The sequence below is a fragment of the Aurantimonas sp. A2-1-M11 genome (assembly GCF_036549475.1).
Classification (GTDB): Bacteria; Pseudomonadota; Alphaproteobacteria; order Rhizobiales; family Rhizobiaceae; genus Aurantimonas.
On record NZ_JAZHLI010000048.1, the window covers coordinates 14530 to 36901 of the forward strand.

The following is a 22372-nucleotide window of genomic DNA, read 5'->3' on the forward strand; positions in this document are numbered from 1 at the left end:
TTCGGACCATGCCCATGACCATCACCACGCAGCATCTCGTCGCGATGTTCGTCGCGATCGCCGACGCGATCGAGGAGCACAAGGACCATCTGTCGAAACTGGACGGCGTGATCGGCGATGCCGACCACGGCGTCACCATGGGAATCGGCTTCACCGCCGTCCGCGAGGCGCTAGGCCAGATCGATACGGCCGAGAGCGAGCCGGCCATCGTCTTCAACACCGCCGCCAAGACCTTCCTCAACGCTGTCGGCGCATCGTCCGGTCCGCTCTACGCCACGGCCTTCATGCGCGCCGGCGCCGCCGCCAAGGGCAAGCCGGAGCTGGACCGCGACGCCATGGTCGAGGCGTTCTGCGCCATGGCGAAGGGCATCCAGGACCGGGGCAAGGCGGAGCGCGGCGACAAGACCATGGTCGACGCCTGGCTGCCGGCCGCCGAAGCGATCGGCGAGGCGGCCGAGCGGGGCGACGGGCTCGGCGCCTGCTTCCAGGCCGCAGCCAGGGCGGCCGAGGAAGGCGCCGAGGCGACCAAGGCGATGCGGGCCTCGAAGGGACGGGCCGCAAGGCTCGGCGACCGGTCGCTCGGCCATATCGACCCCGGCGCCGCCTCGACGGCGCTCATCGTCGGCGTGATGGCGACGCAGCTGGCGGACCGCTGAGGCGGCCAGACACGGGGATTGCTGCCGGGCCGCGAACGGCGGAGCAGGAACTCGGCGGCCAGGGCGCATCCACTGTCGCCGCCATGGCAATGGGTCCGCGCGCTGGCCGGCCGCTTGCGGCAACGGATCGTTCACCGCCCCGGCTCATCCCCAGGCTCGGTGATCCGCGATGCCCGGACAAATACGCGAATGAGTCAGGCCGCCGGCATCGATGTCCGGCAAACCAGGGCGTCGGGGCTTGTCCCCGGTGCCGGTCCCGCTGCGACCGGACCGCACCCTCGCATCTTGCCCTGGCACGAGGTCGCCGTCTGCCTCGGGGCGGTCTTGCGAAGGGACGAACGCGACCCCATTCCAAGGAGATCGCCGCCAGACATTCAAGGATTGACGATGGAGCCCATTTGCTCTGCAGGTCCGGCCGACGCGTGCGAGGCAGGGAACTGGCCGATCCATCGCACCCGCCTTCTCGACTGGCTGGTGCGCGAAACCCGGGACATGCGTTTCATCGACGACATCTTCCAGCAGCTCTGCGACCGCCTGCGGGCCGGCGGGCCGCCGGTGGCGCGCGCGACCGTGCATTTCCGCATCCACCACCCGCAATGGCTGGGCGCGCGCATCCTGTGGCGTGCCGGTGCACCCGACGCCGATATCCAGACCTATCAGCACGGCGCGATGGAAACGGCGGAATATCTCGACAGTCCGATCGCCGCGGTGCACGGCGGGGCGAGCCAGGTGCGCCTGCGCCTCAGCCGCGAGCCCGCCGCGGCGGACGAATACTCCCTGTTCGGCGAATTGCGCGCCGAGGGAATGACCGACTATGTGGCCTGGCCGCTCGAGCACACATTGGGTCGCCGGCACGTGGTCTCCTTCGCCAGTGACGACCCGGCCGGCTTCTCCGACGCCGATCTCGGCTTTCTCGCCGATCTCCTGCCGGCCTTCGCCCTGGTCAGCGAGATCCGTTTGAAGAACCGCCTCGCGCGCACGCTCCTAGAGACCTATGTCGGCCCGCATGCCAGCGACCAGATCCTGGCCGGCGCGATCACTCGCGGCAGCGGCACGACGGTGGCGGCCGCGATCATGGTCTGCGACCTCCGGGATTTCACACGGATCTCCGAGCTCTGGCCGCGTGACGACGTGATCGAGCTCCTGAACGGGTATTTCGACGCGGTCTGCGAACCGATCGAGCGCCATGGGGGGGAGATCCTGAAATTCATCGGCGACGGATTGCTGGCGATCTTCCCCCTCGACCGGCCGACCGCCTGCGACGACCTGCTCAAGGCGCTGGCCGAAGCGCAGCAGGCGATGAACGTCCTCAATGAGGGACATGTGCGCGCCGGACGCGAGCCGCTGCGCTACGGCGTCGGCATCCATGTCGGCGACGTGATGTACGGCAATATCGGCTCGCGCAGCCGGCTGGACTTCACCGTGATCGGCCCGGCGGTCAATGCCGCCGCGCGCCTGGAAAACCTGACCAAGACGGTGAAGCGGCCGGTGCTCCTGTCGCGGGCCTTCGCCGATCGCGCGAGCTGCAGCTCGGCGCTCGAAAGTCTCGGCGCCTTCCCGTTGCGCGGCCTCGGCGAGGAGATGGAAGTCTTTGCCTTTTCGGCGACGGCGGCTCGGGGGCCAGTGCCGACCGGTCGGGCATGCCGCTCGACGTCGCGGTCTAGCCTGGACGCAAGGTAGCGCTCGGCCTCGGCCTGCCTGGCCGCGATGCGAGGCCGCCAGAAGGCCTGTCGCCCCCATCCCTCCGTGCGTCTTCCCTAAAGGAATGGAGACTCGCCTAGCGTGTCGACGGATGGCAGTATTGCAATGGCAGGTTCGCGCGGACCCTGCCCGGAGGGAACGCCGTGAACGGTCGGATGCGTTCAAGGGGGAGCAGATGTCCATCCTTGTTGTCGACGGATGGCGGATGGCCCGGGACATCGGGACGTCCGGAGGCGAGCCGGACGGCAGGGGCCGCATTGCATCGCTGCGCCCATGACCCTGCGACCGGCGATCCGCGCCCTTCTTGTCTGCGCGATCGTCGGCACCGGTACGGGCGAGGTGCGGGCCGGCGCCTGGACGCAGCCGAAGGGTCACGGCCAGATCATCGTGTGCAGATCGTCGCGCGGATTCCGGGCACCTACGACGATCAGGATCCAGCCGCCATCGGCCATACCGATGGCGAACTGGACATGCGGATGCTGTACGGTCGCGCCTTCGGCCTTGGCAGCTGGTCGTCCGTTCTCGACGTCCAGCTTGGCTATCGGGCCCGTTTCGGGGACCCGCCGAGCGAGTTCAAGGCGGATGTGACCTTCGGAACGCGTCCCGTGCCCGACATTCTTCTCCTCGCCCAGTCGTTCAACTCCATCGGCGACGGCAGCGAAGCGGCGATCTTCGTCAGCGGCCGGGAGCACAAGGTGCAGCTGAGTGGCGTCTGGGACGTCAACGAAAGCTGGTCGGTGCAGATGGGCGGCATCGCCACGGTTGCCGGCGCGAACGCGCTGCGTGAACGCGGAATCGTGGCCGCGATCTGGCGCCGGTTCTGACGCCGCAGCCGGCTTGGCAAGCAGCCCGCGAGCGCGGTCAGGCCTTGTCGTGACGGCAGGGCGCGAATGCGCGTTGGCCTGATAGAACGGCATGTCCGCCCCGCTCATCTCGGATTGTCGCTCAGGCGACTGCCGCCGGCTGCGGCAGATGGCGCGCGATCTCCTCCCGATGCACATGGCTAGTCCCGCAGCAGCCGTCCCAGATTCGCGAAGTCGTGCGTTCAGCTCATGCGAGAAATTCACAAGCTTGTTGCCCAAGGCCGGATAGTCTTCCAGGCGTCCGGATACTCTTTGACGAGGTGTCCGTTGGCTCCGGTCACATGGACGTCCTTCAGGTCGAGAAGTCGTCGATCAGCGGATTGGGCTTGGCGAACTGCTCGAGGTCGGCCTGGTCGCCTATGGTGATGCGGGTGCCGTTGACCTTGACGCCATAGGGCTGGAGGCCCTTGAAGGCGCGGCTCAGGTTTTCCGGTGTCATGCCCAGCACCGATGCAAGGCGCCGCTTTTCGAAATCCAGTTCGAACGCAGCCCCGCCGCCGGCATGCCTTTGTTGCCGCAACAGGTAGTTTGCGAGGCGTTCAAGCGAGGTTCTGAGCTTGAGATCCTTCTGCGCCTTGATGATCGAGCGGTAGCATTGCGCAAGCTCCGTCACGATCGCGCGGGCAAAGTTGCTGTCGGCGTCGAAGATCGCGCGGACGTCCTGGCTCGGAATGAGCGCGATGCGGCTCTTCTCCAGCGTTCGGGCCGACATCAGATAGGGCGCGTCCCTGATCGTCGCGGCCAGAATAAAGGTCGAGATGGGCCGCACGGTTGCCATGCTGGTAACCCTGCCATTCCACGCGGAGAACAGATCGACCGAACCGGAAAGAACGATGTGAAGGAAATCACTCGGCTCGCCTTCGGTGACCAATTCGATCTGGGCGGGGAAATTCTGGACATAGGCACCGCGCATCAACGCGGTGAAATGCTCATCCGGCATCTGTGAGAAGAGGTCGAGTTTATGAATATCCCGGTATTCTGGATCGGGCATGCCATTCTCTCCGGCGCTGCGGTTGATAATAGTCATTATATTATTTGATAAATGTCAAGTGTGGAAATGACCTGCGCCGGCCGAGCCTTGATCGATCAACCACAACGACATGATATAATTCCGTAAGACATTTATTTCGCTACGCTTTTCCGGGTTTCGTGATCTGGATCAAATTTTCCGGGCCGCTCCGGCCTCAGGTCTGGCGATGATCCCCCTGCTCGGGGTGAACGCCATCTTGTCGGAGACCCCGCCATGCAGACCGTAGCCACAGCCTCACGCGCCGATCAGACGCGCGCCTTGAGCCTGAGCACGATCGCCTTCACCGCCTGTTTTGCGGTCTGGACAATCTTTTCCATCATCGGTGTCGCCATCCAGGCCGAGCTGGGCCTGACCGATACGCAGTTCGGCCTGCTGGTGGCAACGCCAATCCTGACCGGCTCCATTACCCGCCTGTTTCTCGGCGTCTGGACCGAGAAGTACGGCGGGCGCCTTGTCTTCTCGGGCCAGATGATCCTGACCGCGCTGGCCACATGGGCGCTTACGCTGGCGGACAGCTACATCATGTATCTCATCGCGGCGCTGGGCATCGGGCTCGCGGGCGGGTCCTTCATCATCGGCGTGGCCTATGTCAGCCGCTGGTACGATGCGGGCCACCAGGGCACGGCCCTTGGCATCTTCGGCGCCGGCAATGTCGGCGCGGCGGTCACCAAGTTCGTCGCTCCCTTCGTCATGGTCGCCTTCGGCTGGCACGGCGTCGCCTATGTCTGGGCGGCGGGTCTGGCCTTGATCGGCGTGCTGTTCTTCCTGCTGGCCAAGGACGACCCAGAACTGGTCGAGCGGCGCAGGACGGGCGCCAGGGCCCCGTCGTTTGCCGAGCAATTCGCGCCGCTGAAGAACCTGCAGGTCTGGCGTTTCTCGCTCTACTACTTCTTCGTCTTCGGCGCCTTCGTCGCACTGGCGTTGTGGCTGCCGCACTACCTGATCGAGGTCTACGGCGTCGATGTCCGCACCGCGGGCATGGCAGCGGCATCCTTCAGCCTCTCGGCCTCGCTGTTTCGCGCCTATGGCGGGCACCTGTCCGACAAGTTCGGCGCGCGGTCGGTGATGTACTGGACCTTCGGCTTCTCGCTGATCTTCCTGTTCATGCTGTCCTACCCGCCCACGGATTACATCGTCCAGGGCAAGGGCGGGCCGATCGCATTCTCGACCAGCATGGGGCTATGGCCCTTCGTCGCCACCCTGTTCGCGCTCGGCTTTTTCATGAGCCTCGGCAAGGCGGCGGTCTTCAAGCACATCCCGGTTTACTATCCACGCCACGTCGGGGCAGTGGGCGGGCTCGTCGGCATGATCGGCGGCCTTGGCGGGTTCATCCTGCCCATCGGCTTCGGCGCGCTGCTGGACCTCACGGGCATCTACACCTCGTGCTTCGCGCTGCTGTTCGTTCTGGTCGCCATTGCGCTGACCTGGATGCACCTGTCGATCCGGGCCATGGAACGCGGCGCGCATGGCGAGGCGCTCGACCGCTTGCCGCAATTGCCAGAAATGCAGGACATCCACCACGCCGAGCGCACGGCCATGCCGCGTGTCCTTGACGACTGGCGCCCCGAAGACCCGGTGTTCTGGGAGGAAAAGGGCCGGGCGGTGGCACGGCGCAACCTGTGGATCTCGATCCCGGCGCTGCTGCTGGCCTTCTCGGTGTGGATGGTGTGGTCGGTCGTCGTCGCCCGACTGCCGGCGATCGGGTTCGACTTCACGCCGAGCCAGCTGTTCTGGCTGGCGGCCCTGCCGGGGCTTTCGGGGGCGACCCTGCGCATCTTCTACAGCTTCATGGTGCCGATCTTCGGCGGGCGGCTGTGGACGACGCTGTCGACCGCATCGCTGCTGCTGCCGGCGCTGGGCATCGGCTACGCGGTGCAGAACCCCGGCACGCCTTATCTGATATTCCTCACGCTGGCACTTCTGTGCGGCTTCGGCGGCGGCAACTTCGCCTCGTCCATGGCCAACATCGGATACTTCTTCCCGAAGGCGGAAAAGGGCAACGCGCTGGCCTTGAACGCAGGCCTCGGCAACCTGGGCGTGTCCGTCATGCAATTCCTTGTGCCCATCGTCATCACGGCGGGCGTCTTCGGGGCACTGGGCGGACAGCCACAGACCATGTCGGACGGCGGACAGCTCTGGATGCAGAATGCGGGCTTCGTCTGGGTGCCGTTCATCATCGCGGCCACGATAGCTGCCTGGCTGGGCATGAACGACATTGCCGATGCGCGCGCCAGCTTTGCCGACCAGGCGGTGATCTTCGGGCGTCGGCACAACTGGCTGATGTGCATCCTCTATACCGGCACTTTCGGCAGCTTCATCGGCTACTCCGCCGGCTTCCCGCTGCTGACCAAGCTGGCCTTTCCCGAAGTGAACGCGCTGAACTACGTGTTCCTGGGGCCGCTGGTGGGGGCGCTGAGCCGCGCCGGGACCGGATGGATCAGCGACCGGTTCGGCGGAGGACGGGTGACCTTCTGGACCTTCCTGGGAATGATCGCGGCCACGTTCGGTGTGATTTCCTTCCTCGGGCTCGGGTCCTTCCTCGGCTTCTTCGCCTGCTTCATGGCGCTGTTCTTCCTGACCGGTGTCGGCAATGCCTCCACCTTCCAGATGATCCCGGTGATCATGGGGCGCGAGGTGCCACGCCTGATGCCGCACTTGGGCGTTGACGAGCGCAAGCGGCAGATCGCCATGGAATCGGGTGCGACTGTCGCCTTCACCTCGGCCATCGCCGCCTACGGTGCCTTCTTCATCCCCAAGGCCTACGGCACATCCATCGCGCTGACCGGTTCCGCCGTGGGCGCGCTCTGGGGCTTCCTGATCTTCTACGCGATCTGCGTCGTGATCACGTGGGCTGTCTACACACGGCCCGGCGGCCTGCTGCACGACGTCGAACTCGGGCGCAGGCCCGCGGGGGCTGCTCCCCAGCCGGCCCAATGACCCTAGCGAATTCTTTGTCGGTGCGAGCCACCGTCCGGAACCGGACACCCGAAAGGAAGCCAAGATGAGCCATCTGCTCGACAGACTGAACTTCTTCCAGAGCAAGGAGCTGGAGACGTTTTCGGACGGTTGGGGTCAGACAACCCGCGAGAGCCGCGACTGGGAGGAGACCTACAGAAACCGCTGGCGGCACGACAAGATTGTCCGCTCGACCCACGGGGTGAACTGTACCGGCGCGTGCTCGTGGAAGATCTACGTGAAATCCGGCATCGTCACCTGGGAGACGCAGCAGACCGATTATCCGCGCACCCGGGCGGGCCTGCCCAATCATGAACCGCGCGGCTGTGCGCGGGGCGCGTCCTACAGCTGGTATCTCTATTCCGCCAACCGCGTGAAGAACCCGCTGATCCGGGGCAGCCTGATGCGCGTTTGGCGCCGCATGCGCGAGACGATGACGCCCGTCGCGGCCTGGGCGGCGATCCAGAACGATCCGGTTCTGCGCGCCTCCTACACCAAAACGCGCGGCAAGGGCGGTTTCGTGCGCGCGTCGTGGGATGAGGCGACCGAGATCGTCGCTGCCGCCAATGCCTATACCGCCAAGACCTACGGTCCCGACCGCGTCTTCGGCTTCTCTCCGATCCCGGCGATGTCGATGGTCAGCTATGCGGCGGGCTCGCGCTACCTGAGCCTGCTGGGCGGTACCTGCATGTCGTTCTACGACTGGTATTGCGATCTTCCGCCCGCGTCACCCCAGACCTGGGGCGAACAGACCGACGTGCCGGAAAGCGCCGACTGGTACAACGCGGGCTTCCTGATGCTCTGGGGCTCGAACGTGCCGCAGACCCGCACGCCCGACGCGCACTTCTACACCGAAGTCCGCTATCGCGGCACCAAGTCCGCCGTGGTCAGCCCCGACTATTCCGAGGCGGCGAAATTCGGCGACATCTGGCTGAACCCCCAGGCCGGCACCGACGCGGCACTGGCGATGGCCATGGGGCACGTGATCCTGCGCGAATACCATCTCGACCGGCAGGCCGAGTATTTCGAGGACTACGCCCGCAAATACACCGACATGCCGATGCTTGTCCGGCTGGATGAAAAGGACGGGCACCTTCTGCCGGGCCGGATGCTGCGCGCCGACGATTTCGACGGCAAGCTCGGCGAGACCAACAACCCCGACTGGAAGACGGTGGCCTTCGACGAGGCCAGCGGTCAGGTCGTGGCGCCCAACGGCTCCATCGGGTTCCGCTGGAACGAAACAGGCAAGTGGAACCTGGAGCAGCGCGCCAAGGGGGCTGAAGCCCGACTGCGCCTGAGCCAGATCATGGACGGCGATCATGACGAGGTTGTCGGGGTCGATTTCCCCTATTTCGGCGGTGCCGCCACCGGCGATTTCGTAAAATGCGACCACCCCGAGGTTCTGACCCGCAACATCCCTGCCCGGCGCGTCACGCTTGCCGATGGCAAGGAGGTGCTTGTCGCCACCGTGTTCGACCTCTTCTGCGGCAACTACGGTCTTGATCGCGGTCTTGGTGGCGACTGGGTGTCGAAGGATTTCGACGACGACAGCCCCTATACCCCGGCCTGGGCCGAAAAGATCACCGGCGTTGACCGTGAAAAGATCATCGCCGTGGCTCGCGAGTTCGCGGGCAATGCGGAAAAGACCCATGGCAAATCCATGGTCATCCTCGGGGCCGGACTGAACCACTGGTACCACATGGACATGGCCTATCGCGGCATCATCAACATGCTGGTGATGTGCGGCTGCATCGGGCAGGAGGGCGGCGGCTGGTCGCATTACGTCGGCCAGGAAAAACTGCGCCCGCAGACCGGCTGGCAACCGCTGGCCTTCGGGTTGGACTGGAGCCGCCCGCCGCGGCACATGAACTCCACCAGCGCCTGGTATGCTCACACGGACCAGTGGCGCTATGAAACGCTGAGCGCCGGCGAGATCCTGTCGCCCACCGCGCCCGAGGGCGACTGGGACATCAGCCTGATCGACTACAACATCCGCGCAGAGCGAATGGGCTGGCTGCCGTCCGCCCCACAGCTGAAGACCAACCCGCTGGAGGTGGCGAAAGCTGCGAAGGCGTCGGGCAAGGACATTCCCGCCTACGTCGCCGAGCAGCTGAAATCCGGTGATCTGCAAATGTCGTGCGAAGACCCGGATGCACCGGAAAACTGGCCGCGCAACCTGTTCGTCTGGCGGTCGAACCTGCTGGGGTCCAGCGGCAAGGGGCACGAATACTTTCTCAAGCACCTGCTGGGCACCGATCACGGCGTCATGGGCAAGGACCTGGGCGAGGAAGGCGGCGTGATGCCGAAGGAGGCCGTCTGGCACGACGAGGCGCCGAAGGGCAAGCTCGACCTGCTGGTGACCATCGACTTCCGCATGTCCACCACCTGCGTCTACTCCGACATCGTCCTGCCGACGGCCAGCTGGTACGAAAAGGACGACCTGAACACCTCCGACATGCACCCGTTCATCCACCCGCTGCAGGCGGCGGTGGACCCGGCGTATGAAAGCAAGTCCGACTGGGAGATCTTCAAGTCGATCGCCCGGACGTTCTCGGCGGTGGCGCCCGAGGTGCTGGGTGTCGAAACCGACATCGTTCAGCTTCCGCTGCTGCACGACACGCCCGGTGAGCTGGCGCAGGCCCATGTGAAGGACTGGAAAAAGGGTGAATGCGATCTGATCCCGGGCAAGACCGCGCCGAACTATATCGCCGTCGAACGGGATTATCCGAACCTCTACAAGAAGTTCACCTCTGTCGGGCCATTGCTTGAAAAGCTGGGCAATGGCGGCAAGGGGATCAACTGGGACACCAAGGTCGAGGTGGGGCACCTGCGCGACCTGAACGGTATCGTACTGGATGAGGGAGTCTCGAAGGGGCACGCAAGGCTGGAAACCGCCATCGACGCGGCGGAAATGATCTTGATGCTTGCGCCCGAGACCAACGGCGAAGTGGCCGTCAAGGCATGGGAAGAGTTGGAAAAACCCACCGGCCGTCACCACGCTCATCTGGCCGAAGGCGCCCACCACACCAAGATCCGCTTCCGCGATATCGCGGCCCAACCGCGCAAGATCATTTCCTCGCCCACCTGGTCAGGCATCGAGAGCGAAACCGTCTGCTACAACGCCGGCTACACCAATGTGCACGAGCTGATCCCGTGGCGGACGTTGACCGGGCGTCAGCAGCTTTACCAGGATCACCTGTGGATGCGGGCCTTTGGTGAAGGCTTCGTCAGCTATCGCCCGCCGGTGGACCTGAAGACCATCACCAAGGCCGTCAACAACGACGCGGCCGAAGGCAGCCCGCACGTCGTGCTGAACTTCATCACCCCGCACCAGAAGTGGGGCATTCACAGCACCTATACCGACAACCTGCTGATGCTGACCCTGAACAGGGGCGGTCCGGTCGTCTGGATGTCCGAGGTGGACGCGCAGAAGGCCGGTCTCGTCGATAACGACTGGGTCGAAGCCTACAACGTCAACGGCGCGCTGACCGCGCGGGTGGTGGTGTCCCAGCGGATCAAGCAGGGCACGCTGTTCATGTATCACGCGCAGGAAAAGATCGTGAACACGCCCGGATCGGAGAAGACCGGCAATCGCGGCGGCATCCACAACTCGGTCACCCGCACCACGCTCAAGCCGACGCATATGATCGGCGGCTATGCGCAGCTGAGCTACGGCTTCAACTATTACGGCACCGTGGGCAGCAATCGCGACGAATTCGTCATCGTCCGCAAGATGAAAAAGATCGACTGGCTGGATCAGCCGGCAACCCGGAACGTGGAGGCTGCGGAATGAGAGTTCGTGCGCAAATCGGCAAGGTCCTGAACCTGGATAAATGCATCGGGTGCCACACCTGCTCCGTCACCTGCAAGAACGTCTGGACCAGCCGCGAAGGCGTCGAATACGCCTGGTTCAACAACGTCGAGACCAAACCCGGCACTGGCTATCCCACCGACTGGGAAAACCAGAAGCGCTGGAACGGCGGTTGGGCCCGGTCGAAATCCGGCAAGCTGCACCCCAAGCAGGGCAGCAAGTGGCGGATCCTGGCGAGTATCTTCGCCAACCCCGACATGCCGGAAATCGACGATTACTACGAACCGTTCGATTTCGATTATGACCACCTGAAGTCGGCGCCCGACATGAACGCCTTTCCTACCGCGCGCCCCCGGTCGAAGATCACCGGCGAGCGGATGGAGAAGATCGAGAAGGGGCCGAACTGGGAGGAAATCCTTGGCGGCGAGTTTGTCAAGCGGTCGAAGGATTACAACTTCGAGAACGTGCAGAAGGAAATCTATGGAGAGTATGAAAATACCTTCATGATGTATCTGCCGCGCCTGTGCGAGCATTGCCTCAACCCGACCTGTTCGGCGTCCTGCCCCTCGGGTGCAATCTACAAGCGCGAGGAGGACGGGATCGTCCTGATCGACCAGGAAAAATGCCGGGGCTGGCGGATGTGCATCTCGGGCTGTCCCTACAAGAAGATCTATTACAACTGGGAAAGCGGCAAATCGGAAAAATGCACATTCTGCTATCCGCGCATCGAGTCGGGCCAACCGACGGTGTGTTCGGAAACCTGCGTCGGGCGCATCCGCTATCTGGGCGTCATCCTGTATGATGCCGACAAGATCGAGGCCGCGGCCAGTTCCGAACGGGAAACCGATCTTTACGGCGCGCAACTGGACGTGTTCCTCGATCCCAACGATCCGGAGGTGATCGCTGCAGCGCGCCGTGACGGGGTGCCCGAAGACTGGATCGAATCCGCCAAGATCAGCCCGATCTGGAAGATGGCGATGGAGTGGAAGGTCGCCTTTCCGCTGCATCCCGAATACCGGACGCTGCCGATGGTCTGGTACATCCCGCCGCTGTCGCCGATCCAGAACGCCGCGCAGGCCGGGCAGATCGCCATGAGCGACCAGATGCCCGACGTGCGCAGCTTGCGCATTCCGGTGCAGTACCTCGCCAACATGCTGACGGCGGGCGACGAGGAACCGATCGTGGGCGCGCTGGAACGGATGTCGGCCATGCGGCTCTACATGCGGGCGCTCAGCGTGGACGGCGTGCGCGACGAAGGTATCGCCGCCCGCGTCGGGATGTCCGGTCGCATGATCGAGGACATGTACAAGATCATGGCCATCGCCGACTACGAAGACCGTTTTGCCATCCCGACCGCCCATCGCGAGCAGAACGAAATGGGCGCCGAAATCCGCGGCGGCTGCGGCTTCACCGATGGCAACGGATGTTCCAGCGGCAGCACCGGCAAGACGACCATCTTCGGCGGCAAGAAAAAGGGCTTCGCCCTTCCGACGGAGACATTCTGATGAGGGACCGCACGCTCAAGGCGCTGTCGCTGACGCTCAGCTATCCGTCGGACGAGCTTCAGAAAGCCATGCCCGAGATCGGCGCCGTTCTGGCCGCCGATCCACGGATCAAACCCCACACGCGGGCCGCGCTACAGACCCTGACCGAAGGGCTGGGTACGGGCGATCTCTTCGACCTGCAGGAAAGCTACGTCATGCTGTTCGACCGGTCGCGCACGCTGTCGCTCAACCTGTTCGAACATGTCCACGGCGAAAGCCGGGACCGGGGCGGCGCGATGGTGAGTCTGGTCGAAACCTACCGGGAGGGCGGGTTCGAACCCGTCACCACCGAACTGCCCGACCACCTTCCGGTGCTGCTGGAATACCTCGCGACACGCCCCTTTGCGGAAGCGCGGGACATCCTGGCGGACGCGGCGCATATCCTCGACGCGATCGACACCCGTCTGGTGCGGCGCGACAGCGGATATGCCGCCGCCTTCACCGCGCTGTCGCAGCTTGCCGGGGCAGAAGCGGATGCCGAGGCACTGGCGGGAATGCTCGCCCAGCCCGACGACGACCCTGCAGACCTCGCCGCACTCGACGCGGTCTGGGAGGAAGCGGAAGTCACCTTTGGCCCCGACCCGAACGCCGGATGCCCACAGGTCCGCGACATGCTGGCCACGATGGGCACGTTCGCCCCCAAAACAGTGAACAGGAGCGTCTGACATGTTCGGGAATTTCGACATCGACTACCTGATCTTCGGCATCCTGCCCTATGCGGTTCTCGCCGTGGCCCTGGTCGGCACCATTGCGCGCTACGAACGTGACCCGTTCACCTGGAAGACCTCGTCCAGCCAGCTCCTTCGCCGCAAACAGCTGATGTGGGGATCGGTGCTGTTCCATGTTGGCATCATCGTGCTGTTTTTCGGCCACCTGATCGGGCTCTTCACCCCGATCTGGGTGCTGGATGCGCTCGGCGTTCCCTATGGCTTGAAACAGTGGGTGGCGGTGATTCTGGGAGGCGCGGCGGGCCTTGCGGCGTTCGTGGGCGCGTCGATGCTGCTGCACCGACGACTGTTCGATGCCCGCATCCGGGTCAATTCGAGCTTTGCCGACATCGCCATTCTGGTGGCGCTCTGGCTGCAGGTGGTTGTCGGGCTGGGCACCATCATCCTGACGCTCGAACACATGGACGGCTCGGAAATGGTGCGCTTCATGACCTGGTCGCAAAGCGTCATGACTCTGCAACTGAATGCCTGGGCGCAGGTCATCAACGTGCACTGGCTCTACAAGGTCCATATCCTGCTGGGCATGGTGATCCTGGCCGCGTTCCCGTTCACCCGGCTGGTGCACATGCTGTCGGTGCCGATCCGGTACGTCACGCTGCGCCCGGGCTATCAGATCGTGCGCTCGCGCCGCCGCCGCCCGCTTGAGGACCGCCGCCGCGCCTACGATGCGCTGCAGGGCAAACACGGCCCCTCGGCCACGACACCTGCGGAGTGACAGCGATGAAGATGGCCCTTTTTGCAGATGTCGTCGTGAATGGCGAAACCATTGCCTCGGCGGCGATCGCCGCCGAGGCCCAGAACCACACCGCCCCCAAGGGCAAGCCCGGCATCGCCTGGCGCAAGGCGGCGCAGGCGCTGGCGATCCGCACCCTCCTGCTGCAGGAGGCGAAGGCGCGGGGGCTTGACGCCGACCCGGAGGAACTGGCCCCCGGACGTGTCGAGACCGAGGACGAAGCATTGATCCGCGCCGTTCTGGACGAGGCGCTGACGATCGCGCCGGTGACCGATCAGGCGGTTCGTGCCGAATGGGCGAGAGACCCTGATCGTTTCCGGTCAGAGCCACTGTGGGATGTGTCGCACATCCTGTGCGCCTGCGATCCGCGCGAGGAAGCGGCAAGTGCCATTGCCGAGGCGCGCGCGCAAGCCGTTCTTGCAAGACTGGATGGTGATGCAAAGGGTTTTGCCCGCCTGGCGCGCGAAAGCGATTGCGGATCGAAGGCCTCGGGCGGACATCTTGGCCAGCTTGGTCCGGGCGACACCGTTCCCGAGTTCGAGGCCGTCCTGCGCACCCTGCCCGAAGGCGGAACGACACCCGCCCCGGTGTTGTCGCGGCACGGCTGGCACATCATCCGCCTGAACGCCACGGCGCCGGGACAGGTTCTGCCCTATGAAACCGTCCGCCCCAAGATCGCTCAGGCGTTGGAAAAGGCGGCTTGGGCGCGGGCATCGCGTGACTTCATCGAGATGCTGGCCACGGAGGCAACCATCACCGGCGCAAGCCTCGCGCCGATCTGAATCGCGCGAATGGACGCGTGATGAAACCGTCAGAGCCAGCGCGGCGCGGGCGCGGTGGTTCCTGCTGCCCATTGCGCACGCGCCTGACCCGCGTCGATCTGCTGACGCTGTCGTAGCGCATGTGGACACGACGGGAGCTGCCCCCGATTGCGGAGACGACCCATGCTGACTGATCTTCTGGCGCGCAATCAGGCCTGGTCGGCACGGTGCCATGCCGAAGAACCCGAGTATTTCACCCGGCTTGCCGCGCAACAGGCCCCCGAGTTCTTCTGGATCGGTTGTTCGGACAGCCGGGTTCCGGCAAATGTGGTCGCAGGCCTCGACCCGGGCGAGGTGTTCGTCCATCGCAACGTCGCCAATATCGTCCATTCCTCCGACATGAACCTGCTGTCGGCGCTGGAATTTGCGGTCGAGGCGTTGAGCGTGCGCGAAATCATCGTCTGCGGCCATTACGGCTGTGGCGGGGTCAAGGCCGCGACGGAGGATCTGCCGCATGGCCTAGCCGATCACTGGCTGGAGCCGATCCGGCGCCTTGCTCGCAGCTACGCTGTCGATCTGGGACGCGAGCCCGACAATGAGGGAAGACGCGACCGGCTGGCCGAGTTGAACGTCGTCGAGGGCGTCCGGCGCGTGTGCGAAACGCCGATCCTGCAAAAGGCATGGACCCACGGCGCGGACATCCGTGTGCATGGCCTGATCTACGGGTTGAAGGATGGGCGCCTGCGCGACCTCGATTGCAGCATCGGACCGGGCCATTTCAGACAGGATGCGGCACGATGACGGTGCATCAGGCCATCGCGTCGCCGGGATACGGCTGCGACGGGCAGGACACGCTCAAGACCTTGATCGGCATTGATGAGGCCCTGAGCCGGATCGCGGCGCATGCAAAGCCGGTGGGCGGGACCGAAGCGGTGTCGCTCGGTCAGGCCGTCGGCCGGATCCTCGCCGATCCGGTCCGGTCACGGTCCATGGCCCCACCCTTCGACAACGCCGCGATGGATGGCTACGCGGTCGTTACCTCTGCGCTGATGGGGAACGGGCCCTGGGTACTCCCGGTGGTTGCTCGCGTTCCTGCGGGGGAGGGAACCACCAAACGGCTCTTCGGCGCGTCTGCGGCCCGCATCTTCACCGGCGCACCGATCCCCGAAGGCGCAGATGCCGTCCTGATGCAGGAAGACGTCACCCGCGACGGAGACGTCATTCAGCTTCACCGCCGCCCCGCGCCGGGTCTGAACATCCGGCGGGCAGGCAGCGACATGGCCGCAGGGGCGATTGTTCTGAACCGAGGCGGTCGCCTCGGCCCGAGGGAAATCGCCGCCTGTGCCGCGGCCGGTGCCGGTATCGTCCGTGTTCGTCGGCGGCTGCGCGTGGCGCTCCTTGTGACCGGGGATGAAATACGCGAGGCGGGCGGGTCCCGGGCAGCTGCGCAGATATGGGACGTCAACACGCCGATGCTGACCGCCGCGCTGAGTGGCGCGTGCCTGGACCTTGTCGCCACCGCCCACGGTGCGGACAACCGCTCGGGCCTTGCCCGGCAACTCGACGACCTGGCGACCCGCGCCGACCTCGTCATCACCACTGGCGGGATCTCGGTGGGGGAGGAGGATCATGTGAAGCCCGTCCTCGCCGGTCTGGGCGGGGAGATCGTGTTCGGCGGTGTCGCCATCAAGCCGGGCAAGCCGGTATCGTTCGGGCGCATCGGGTCGGCGTTCTGGCTTGGTCTGCCCGGCAATCCGCTCGCGGCTCTTGTCACGTGGCAGGTCTTCGGCCCGGCGCTGATCCGGGGGCTTACGGGCGAAGCCGGGTCCGGCCCGGCTCGACGCCTTGTCGTCACCTCCGCCGCCATCCGTCGCAAGCCGGGACGTTGCGAATTGCGGCCCGCAACGCTTGCCGGGTTCGACGTCCATGGCCGAGACGTCATCACCTTCGAGACCGCTACCCATTCGGGCCGTGTCGGACGGTTGCCGCAGGCGGATGGGCTGATGTTCCTGCCCTCGGAGGCCGAGTACCTGCCTGCCCAAGCGCTCGTCGAATTCCAACCCTTCTGCCAGACCTGAGGATCAGAACATGATGCTTGCATTCACCATGGCGCCGGGGCGCGGCGATACGGACCTGATCCTTGAAGGCTTGGCCGCCGATCTCGCTGCCAGCGGCTTGCGATGCTGCGGTACCGTCCAGATCAACACCGAGTGTGCGGATGCCGACCCCTGCGACATGGATGTGCGGGTTTTGCCCGATGGCCCCGTCCTGCGTATCAGCCAGGACCTTGGCCCATCGGCGCGCGGTTGCCGCCTCGACCCCGCCACGCTGGAGACGGCCGTGGGGCTGGTCGCGGCGCGGCTTTCGTCGGGCGCCGACCTGCTGATCATCAACAAGTTCGGCAAGCACGAGGCAGAGGGGCGCGGGTTTCGCGACGTGATTGCGCAAGCCCTTGCGATGGATGTGCCTGTCCTTGTCGGCCTGAAGGCGATGAATCGCGAGGCCTTCAGAACTTTCGCAGGGGGAATGGCCATCCAACTGCCGCCCGAACGCGCCGCGCTCAAGGATTGGGTGGAGGGCGTGGCCGCAACTGCGGCCAAGGTTGCCTGATATCGGCCGCTCAATGCTGTCGTCCGGATGCCGTGCGTCATAATCGGCGCGGGCCATCTCTTCGAATCGATACTGTTCCTGGCCGCAGCCCGCGTCCTCTGGACCGACGCCAGCGCGATGGATCAGGCCGGGGTCGTTCTGGCTCGAGTCGGATGTGCTGCCGCCAACATCGGCCCGTAGACGACGACGAAGCCCAATAGCGCGAGGCTCCAGCCGGCGCCCGAAAGCATCAGAAGCGGCAATGCGATCTGCGGCGCGAGGGCCGCAGCGATACGCGCCAGCGCGGCGATCAGCATGGCGACGTAGAAGATGATCGTCGCGGGCGATGCTTTCAGCGCTCGCCCGGTATGACCAAGGCTGGCGCGGGTCATCACCGCGAGCGTCATCGTGCCGATCGCGCCAACTGTCCAGCTGTGGGTCACGGCGCTGCCCGGTATGAGGTCAGGCCAGACGATGCGAGCGCCCAGCAGCAGGAATCCGACTGGAAGGAATGCGTAGGCGACGTGCATGATCGCCAGGATCGGTTCACGCCACGTCGGCCAGCCGCGCCATCGCACGAGTCGCAGGATCAACAGCGCCGCGGCGACGAGCGCCAAGCCGAAGGTAAGGGTCGCTTCGGGGGCAACGACCCACGCAAGCAGTGTCAGGATGGTGGCGCCGATAGCCAGCGCGTCGGATCTTCCGAACGACGAGGGAAGCGGTTTGCCTTGCTTGACGAGCCAGTTGCGCGTGAAGCTCGGCGTCACCCGTCCGCCTACGAGTGTGACCAGCGCGATCAGCGCGGCAATCGAAAGACGCAAGGCAAGATCGGTCGGATCTCCGCGCAGAACTGCCACATGGAAGAGAATGTTCCCGACGAGCAGCGTCCCGACCAGTGTCAGGACACGCAGGTTCCGCCAATTGCGGCCGGCGATGATCTCGCGCGCGGCGAAACCGATGACCATGACCAGAAACAGGACATCGATCGCGCCAGCGGTCGCCAGACCAATCACGTTGGCGCCGAGCATGGCGATGCGGCCAAGCAGCCAGATCCCCGCCAGAAGCAAGAGCGGCCATCCCCTGACCGGAAAGCGTCCTGTCCAGTTGGGGATGGCGGTGAAGAGGAATCCGCAGATGACGGCCGCCGCATAGCCGAAGATCAACTCATGCGCGTGCCAGTTCTGATCGCCGTATGCGGGGTTGATGAACAGCCACCCGGAATAGGAGATCAGCCAGAGCGGCACGGCCATGCCGCCCCAGAGGGATGCCAGGAGGAAGAATGGCCGGAAGCCGTAGCTGAGGAGAGGGTGCGTCTGCATGGAGAGCAACTTTCGTCAGAACATCGAGACCATGGAGGGAACCCACGCCGAAGAGCCGAACTTGCCCGCCGGTGATCGCGGTGACGGCGCTCAGACCGCCGTCCCAGGAAACCGGGAACGGATCGTGCCGGATCGACCCGGCGACGATCAGGACGCAGGCGAACGGCATGACAAGGCGCGGTATCGGCCGAAGCTTTGGCGCCGCCGAGCAGAGAATCAGCGATTGCGCGTCACGTGGAGCGCCACCAGTCAGGCCAGGAGGGCAACCGAAGGATGGCGCAGCCGAGGATGGCGCGACGTCGCCTCAAGGTCTGAAGAGCCATAGCCGGAAGCTCGACGCCGCGGTCACGACAGGATCGGCAACGAACAGCGTCTCGACGAGGGGGGAATCGAACCAGGGCGAAGGGGCTACGCAAAAAATTGGAGTGCGATGCCCAGACTGATCGTGCCCCAGACGCACATGTTGATGAACGACCGGAACAACCCGCCATCCTCCTCGATACTGATGCCGCATTTCTGCAGCGCCAGATTGCCGGGAAACAGGAAGAGGTAGAGTAGGATTTTGAGAGCCGCCATTTGCTGCCTCCTGCCGGACGCCGGGGCAGCGATCGCCACCCGAGCCATAAGATGCATAGTCAATGTATGTTATGGCTATTGCAAGCTGCCGGACAAAGCAATACCGACAATGCATGTTGTGGAGGATTGCCTTGCGCCTGACGATGTACACCGACTACGCGCTGCGTCTGCTGATGTATCTGGCGCTGAAACCGGGCGAGATCGCCACGATCCGCGATGTGGCCCACGCCTACGGCATTCCGTTCAATCATCTGAACAAGGTCGCGCATGAACTCGGCCGCGCAGGGTTCATCGAAACGTTGCGCGGGAGAGGCGGAGGTCTGCGGATCGAGGGCAACGCGTCCGCAATCCGGGTCGGTGACGTGGTGAGGTCAACCGAGGATGATTTCCGTCTCGTGGAATGCTTCGATCCAGCACGAAACTCGTGCAGGATCACCGGCTCATGCCGGTTGCGGGGCGTCCTGCACGAGGCGCTCGAAGCGTATCTCGCCGTGCTGGACCGGTTTACCGTCGCTGACCTGGCCGCTCCCGACACTTCTCTCAAGGAGATCCTGGGGATTCCGGCAGTGTCGCGGTAGGCGACGGCGCGGCGCCGGTGGATCCTGACTGCCGAGAAGAGCCCCATCCATTTGGCCGTGGCCATCATGGGCGTCTCGGTCGAGCCCCGGGGGCTCCTGCTTCCGGCGAACCTCGTCCTGTTCGCCTTTGCTGCATTATGGCGCCGGCACCCGTCATCGTCATGCTGGCGTCGGTACGGCCGCCTACGGCGCCCTTCTCGGTGCAGGCGGCTGATCGTGGAGATGCGGGCCTCGATTGGCGTTGGCGGTTTCTTCCACGCTGCGCTTTCATGAACTCATGAAGGATCGAGATTACCCACTCTTCGGAGCATCCGCACGCGGGTCGGTGTCTCCGCCGTCGGCATATTCACGATCCATCACCTCCACGGTGGCGGTGGCGGTCAGGCCGTGAATGACCGTAGAGGCGAAGATCGTGAAGGCGACAAGCGCCCACAGCGGCCCTTCATCGACGAATTCCACATGGGTGGATGCGTATGCGAGATAGTAGAGCGACCCGATTCCGCGCACGCCATAGAACGCCACGACAGCGCGCGCTCTCATGCTGAGAGGGGACCCGATCAGTCCCAGCATTCCTGCCGCCGGTCGGATCATCAGTATCAGGCCAAAGCCGATGACCGTGTGGCGCCAGTCGAGATAGGGCCACAGCGATGGCATGACGCTGCCGAGCAGCACGAGAAGAATGGCCGTGATGGCGTGTTCAATGGAACTGGCGAAGGCATGGAGCCGCATATGAAACCGATGTTTGGCTTCTGCCCGCCGGCACACGACCCCCGCGACGAAGGCGGCGATGAAGCCGTAACCTTCGGCAAGCTCGACAACGCCGTAGGCGAGGAACACGCCCGCCAGGGCAAGAACACCGGGACCCGAGGAGGCGACCGTGTTCCAGGCGGGCACAGCGATCAGGATGCGCCCCAGAAGCCAGCCGATGACGACGCCGAGACCGAGGCCGACGACAATTCGGTAGAACACATCCCAGGCGAGCCATTCGGTAAGCCAGAGCGCGGGGTTCGCGCCTTGCGACGCGACATGGAGCGCAAGATAGACGAACGGAAACGCCAGGCCGTCGTTCAGTCCGGCCTCCGTGGTCAGCGCGAACCGGACCGGATGCTCTTTCCCCTCGAGCGGCGGACCGATCTGAAGATCCCCGGCGAGCACCGGATCCGTCGGCGCCAGCACGGCCCCGAGCAGAATCGCACCGCCCAGCGTCATCCCGGCGACGCTCCAGCCAAGGAGTGCAACGGCGGCAATGGTCAGGGGCATGGTAATGGCGAGGAGCCGGATCGTTGGCCGCCAAAGCCGCATGCCACCCAGATTGTCGATCCGCAGCCCCGTGGCGAACAACACGACAATCACGACCAGCTCTGCCGCGATTTCCCAAATGGCCGGATTCTGCGTGGGGTCTATCCCATCGACGATGCCGGGGAACAGCAGCGAACCGACCATGCCACAGCCCATGAGGAGCGCCGTCGCCGCAGGCGGTCGCCTGACAAAAAGATGCGGCACCCAATACGACACGAGCAAGCTCGCTCCGAGCGCCACGAGCAGGATGTGGTAGGCGTCAAAACCGAACCGGGCATCTTCCATGGTGGGGCATTTCCCTGAGCTGAGCTGAGCGCCTTCGGAGGCGGGTATCGATGTCGGGCACCGCGCCACATGGGAGACGCCGCCTTTGTTGAGGCCCCTATGTCAGGCAACGGAGTCGGGAATACGACCGGCCCGGTCCGCTCTTTGCATTCGCCGAAGGCGCCAGGCTGCCCCATCAGCTTCGGGCCGATCCTCACGCCGTACCGCGGCACGGGCCTTTCATCGACGGCGATCGGCAATTTCCGCTGAAGCGCGCACGCGTCACCTTCACTGAAGGACACGGCTCCTGCTCTCCTGCTGCCATGTGCAACCACTAATCGATCGCCAGGTAGCGATCCGCGATTTCACCCGCGCCATGCGGGACGGCACGGGCAACCCGCCGTCGCTGCCAGGCGTCGTCCCGGACTATACCGCGCCGGTGGTCCGGACGGCGGAGGACGGCGAGCGTGAGCTGACGATGATGCGCGGAGGCATGCGTCGCACAGTTCATCATGAAGGGGCGCAATGGCTGGAGCACACGGCAATGGCCGACCGCATTAAGCGTCGCGACCAATGCCGTATTGTGGGGCATTTGTCTCAGCCCCCGCACCTTCGCCTGCACGCGCATGCTGACGTCCCGGTTGCCGCAGCCATTGCATGAACACTCGGTTTCCGCCTCATCTGCGTGTGGCCTCGTCAAGGGTCAGGACGAGCGTGCGGTGGCATCTATGGCAGGCCCACAACAAACCTATCTCATTGTCGGCGAGCTTACCGAGCGTGTCGACAGTGTGAGGATTCGGAGACGGCACCACCGGTTTCCGTGCTTCGGCCATGGCTGGGACAGCTGTCATCGATCCGGATCTGGCAGGCTTTGAACCGCCCCGGGTTGTGAATAAGCGCGCAAGCGGGACCCCGCCTCCGATGACTTGAACGCCTTGATATAATTTCGAGAAGATCAAATCGAC

The 22372-nt window shown here is 64.6% G+C and carries 18 protein-coding genes; 13 read left to right on the forward strand and 5 right to left on the reverse strand.

From position 1 onward, the window contains the following. Nucleotides 1-14 precede the first annotated feature (14 nt). From dhaL to VQ042_RS18410, 3 genes are all read left to right on the forward strand, one after another. A complete protein-coding gene (dhaL, locus tag VQ042_RS18400; protein WP_331821775.1) occupies nucleotides 15-656 on the forward strand; it encodes a dihydroxyacetone kinase subunit DhaL in 642 nt (213 codons plus the stop codon). Nucleotides 657-1043: 387 nt separating this feature from the next. Next, complete coding sequence (locus VQ042_RS18405; protein ID WP_331821776.1) at nucleotides 1044-2336, forward strand: adenylate/guanylate cyclase domain-containing protein; 1293 nt, start codon at nucleotides 1044-1046, stop codon at nucleotides 2334-2336. Between the two features lie 410 nt (nucleotides 2337-2746). After that, nucleotides 2747-3181 carry a hypothetical protein gene (locus VQ042_RS18410; RefSeq protein WP_331821777.1) on the forward strand — a complete coding sequence of 145 codons (435 nt, stop codon included), beginning with the start codon at nucleotides 2747-2749 and terminating at the stop codon, nucleotides 3179-3181. A gap of 331 nt (nucleotides 3182-3512) precedes the next feature. Here the strand turns inward: VQ042_RS18410 and VQ042_RS18415 are convergent, their stop codons facing one another. Beyond that, entirely contained in the window at nucleotides 3513-4211 is a 699-nt protein-coding gene (locus VQ042_RS18415; protein WP_331821778.1) for a cyclic nucleotide-binding domain-containing protein, read from the reverse strand. 252 nt (nucleotides 4212-4463) lie between these two features. Between VQ042_RS18415 and VQ042_RS18420 the strand changes: the two genes are divergently transcribed. The 9 genes from VQ042_RS18420 (at nucleotide 4464) to VQ042_RS18460 (ending at nucleotide 17392) form a co-directional block, all read left to right on the forward strand. Further along, a complete protein-coding gene (locus VQ042_RS18420) occupies nucleotides 4464-7187 on the forward strand; it encodes a nitrate/nitrite transporter (RefSeq protein WP_331821779.1) in 2724 nt (907 codons plus the stop codon). A gap of 64 nt (nucleotides 7188-7251) precedes the next feature. Then, entirely contained in the window at nucleotides 7252-10998 is a 3747-nt protein-coding gene (locus VQ042_RS18425) for a nitrate reductase subunit alpha (protein ID WP_331821780.1), read from the forward strand. Then, nucleotides 10995-12521, forward strand: a complete 1527-nt coding sequence (narH, locus tag VQ042_RS18430; protein WP_331821781.1) for a nitrate reductase subunit beta — start codon at nucleotides 10995-10997, stop codon at nucleotides 12519-12521. Before VQ042_RS18425 ends, narH begins: the two co-directional genes overlap by 4 nt. Then, a complete protein-coding gene (gene narJ / locus VQ042_RS18435) occupies nucleotides 12521-13225 on the forward strand; it encodes a nitrate reductase molybdenum cofactor assembly chaperone (protein WP_331821782.1) in 705 nt (234 codons plus the stop codon). The genes narH and narJ overlap by 1 nt, the downstream gene beginning before the upstream one ends. Before the next feature lies 1 nt (nucleotide 13226). Then, the gene (gene narI / locus VQ042_RS18440; RefSeq protein ID WP_331821783.1) at nucleotides 13227-14003 is read left to right on the forward strand and encodes a respiratory nitrate reductase subunit gamma; all 777 of its coding nucleotides are present in this window, start codon (nucleotides 13227-13229) and stop codon (nucleotides 14001-14003) included. Nucleotides 14004-14008: 5 nt separating this feature from the next. Next, entirely contained in the window at nucleotides 14009-14803 is a 795-nt protein-coding gene (locus VQ042_RS18445; protein ID WP_331821784.1) for a peptidylprolyl isomerase, read from the forward strand. 162 nt (nucleotides 14804-14965) lie between these two features. Further along, nucleotides 14966-15583, forward strand: coding sequence for a carbonic anhydrase (locus tag VQ042_RS18450; RefSeq protein ID WP_331821785.1), 618 nt, complete (start codon nucleotides 14966-14968; stop codon nucleotides 15581-15583). 2 nt (nucleotides 15584-15585) lie between these two features. After that, the gene (locus VQ042_RS18455) at nucleotides 15586-16860 is read left to right on the forward strand and encodes a molybdopterin molybdotransferase MoeA (RefSeq protein WP_331821786.1); all 1275 of its coding nucleotides are present in this window, start codon (nucleotides 15586-15588) and stop codon (nucleotides 16858-16860) included. Nucleotides 16861-16888: 28 nt separating this feature from the next. Beyond that, nucleotides 16889-17392 carry a DUF2478 domain-containing protein gene (locus VQ042_RS18460; RefSeq protein WP_331821787.1) on the forward strand — a complete coding sequence of 168 codons (504 nt, stop codon included), beginning with the start codon at nucleotides 16889-16891 and terminating at the stop codon, nucleotides 17390-17392. Between the two features lie 122 nt (nucleotides 17393-17514). Here VQ042_RS18460 and VQ042_RS18465 read toward each other — a convergent pair whose 3' ends face one another. Then, the gene (locus VQ042_RS18465; protein ID WP_331821788.1) at nucleotides 17515-18690 is read right to left on the reverse strand and encodes an NnrS family protein; all 1176 of its coding nucleotides are present in this window, start codon (nucleotides 18688-18690) and stop codon (nucleotides 17515-17517) included. Nucleotides 18691-19098: 408 nt separating this feature from the next. Next, nucleotides 19099-19266: a hypothetical protein gene (locus VQ042_RS18470; protein ID WP_331821789.1), complete on the reverse strand. Its 168-nt coding sequence runs from the start codon at nucleotides 19264-19266 to the stop codon at nucleotides 19099-19101. A 131-nt stretch (nucleotides 19267-19397) separates the two neighbouring features. Here VQ042_RS18470 and VQ042_RS18475 point away from each other — a divergent pair, with 131 nt between their 5' ends. After that, nucleotides 19398-19844: an Rrf2 family transcriptional regulator gene (locus tag VQ042_RS18475; RefSeq protein ID WP_331821790.1), complete on the forward strand. Its 447-nt coding sequence runs from the start codon at nucleotides 19398-19400 to the stop codon at nucleotides 19842-19844. A 291-nt stretch (nucleotides 19845-20135) separates the two neighbouring features. On the opposite strand, the gene VQ042_RS18480 is transcribed toward VQ042_RS18475, so the two are convergent. Both VQ042_RS18480 and VQ042_RS18485 read right to left on the reverse strand, forming a co-directional pair. After that, the gene (locus tag VQ042_RS18480) at nucleotides 20136-21428 is read right to left on the reverse strand and encodes a cation:proton antiporter (RefSeq protein ID WP_331821791.1); all 1293 of its coding nucleotides are present in this window, start codon (nucleotides 21426-21428) and stop codon (nucleotides 20136-20138) included. A 313-nt stretch (nucleotides 21429-21741) separates the two neighbouring features. Further along, nucleotides 21742-22035: a hypothetical protein gene (locus VQ042_RS18485; protein WP_331821792.1), complete on the reverse strand. Its 294-nt coding sequence runs from the start codon at nucleotides 22033-22035 to the stop codon at nucleotides 21742-21744. Nucleotides 22036-22372: the final 337 nt, after the last annotated feature.

Excerpts from the sequence above, each read along its gene's own strand:
- dhaL (WP_331821775.1), top strand. The coding sequence starts at position 15 with ATGACCATCACCACGCAGCATCTCGTCGCGATGTTCGTCGCGATCGCC.
- VQ042_RS18405 (WP_331821776.1), top strand. The coding sequence starts at position 1,044 with ATGGAGCCCATTTGCTCTGCAGGTCCGGCCGACGCGTGCGAGGCAGGG.
- VQ042_RS18415 (WP_331821778.1), bottom strand. The coding sequence starts at position 4,211 with ATGCCCGATCCAGAATACCGGGATATTCATAAACTCGACCTCTTCTCA.
- VQ042_RS18420 (WP_331821779.1), top strand. The coding sequence starts at position 4,464 with ATGCAGACCGTAGCCACAGCCTCACGCGCCGATCAGACGCGCGCCTTG.
- VQ042_RS18425 (WP_331821780.1), top strand. The coding sequence starts at position 7,252 with ATGAGCCATCTGCTCGACAGACTGAACTTCTTCCAGAGCAAGGAGCTG.
- narH (WP_331821781.1), top strand. The coding sequence starts at position 10,995 with ATGAGAGTTCGTGCGCAAATCGGCAAGGTCCTGAACCTGGATAAATGC.
- narJ (WP_331821782.1), top strand. The coding sequence starts at position 12,521 with ATGAGGGACCGCACGCTCAAGGCGCTGTCGCTGACGCTCAGCTATCCG.
- narI (WP_331821783.1), top strand. The coding sequence starts at position 13,227 with ATGTTCGGGAATTTCGACATCGACTACCTGATCTTCGGCATCCTGCCC.
- VQ042_RS18445 (WP_331821784.1), top strand. The coding sequence starts at position 14,009 with ATGAAGATGGCCCTTTTTGCAGATGTCGTCGTGAATGGCGAAACCATT.
- VQ042_RS18450 (WP_331821785.1), top strand. The coding sequence starts at position 14,966 with ATGCTGACTGATCTTCTGGCGCGCAATCAGGCCTGGTCGGCACGGTGC.
- VQ042_RS18460 (WP_331821787.1), top strand. The coding sequence starts at position 16,889 with ATGGCGCCGGGGCGCGGCGATACGGACCTGATCCTTGAAGGCTTGGCC.
- VQ042_RS18465 (WP_331821788.1), bottom strand. The coding sequence starts at position 18,690 with ATGCAGACGCACCCTCTCCTCAGCTACGGCTTCCGGCCATTCTTCCTC.
- VQ042_RS18470 (WP_331821789.1), bottom strand. The coding sequence starts at position 19,266 with ATGGCGGCTCTCAAAATCCTACTCTACCTCTTCCTGTTTCCCGGCAAT.
- VQ042_RS18480 (WP_331821791.1), bottom strand. The coding sequence starts at position 21,428 with ATGGAAGATGCCCGGTTCGGTTTTGACGCCTACCACATCCTGCTCGTG.
- VQ042_RS18485 (WP_331821792.1), bottom strand. The coding sequence starts at position 22,035 with ATGCGCGTGCAGGCGAAGGTGCGGGGGCTGAGACAAATGCCCCACAAT.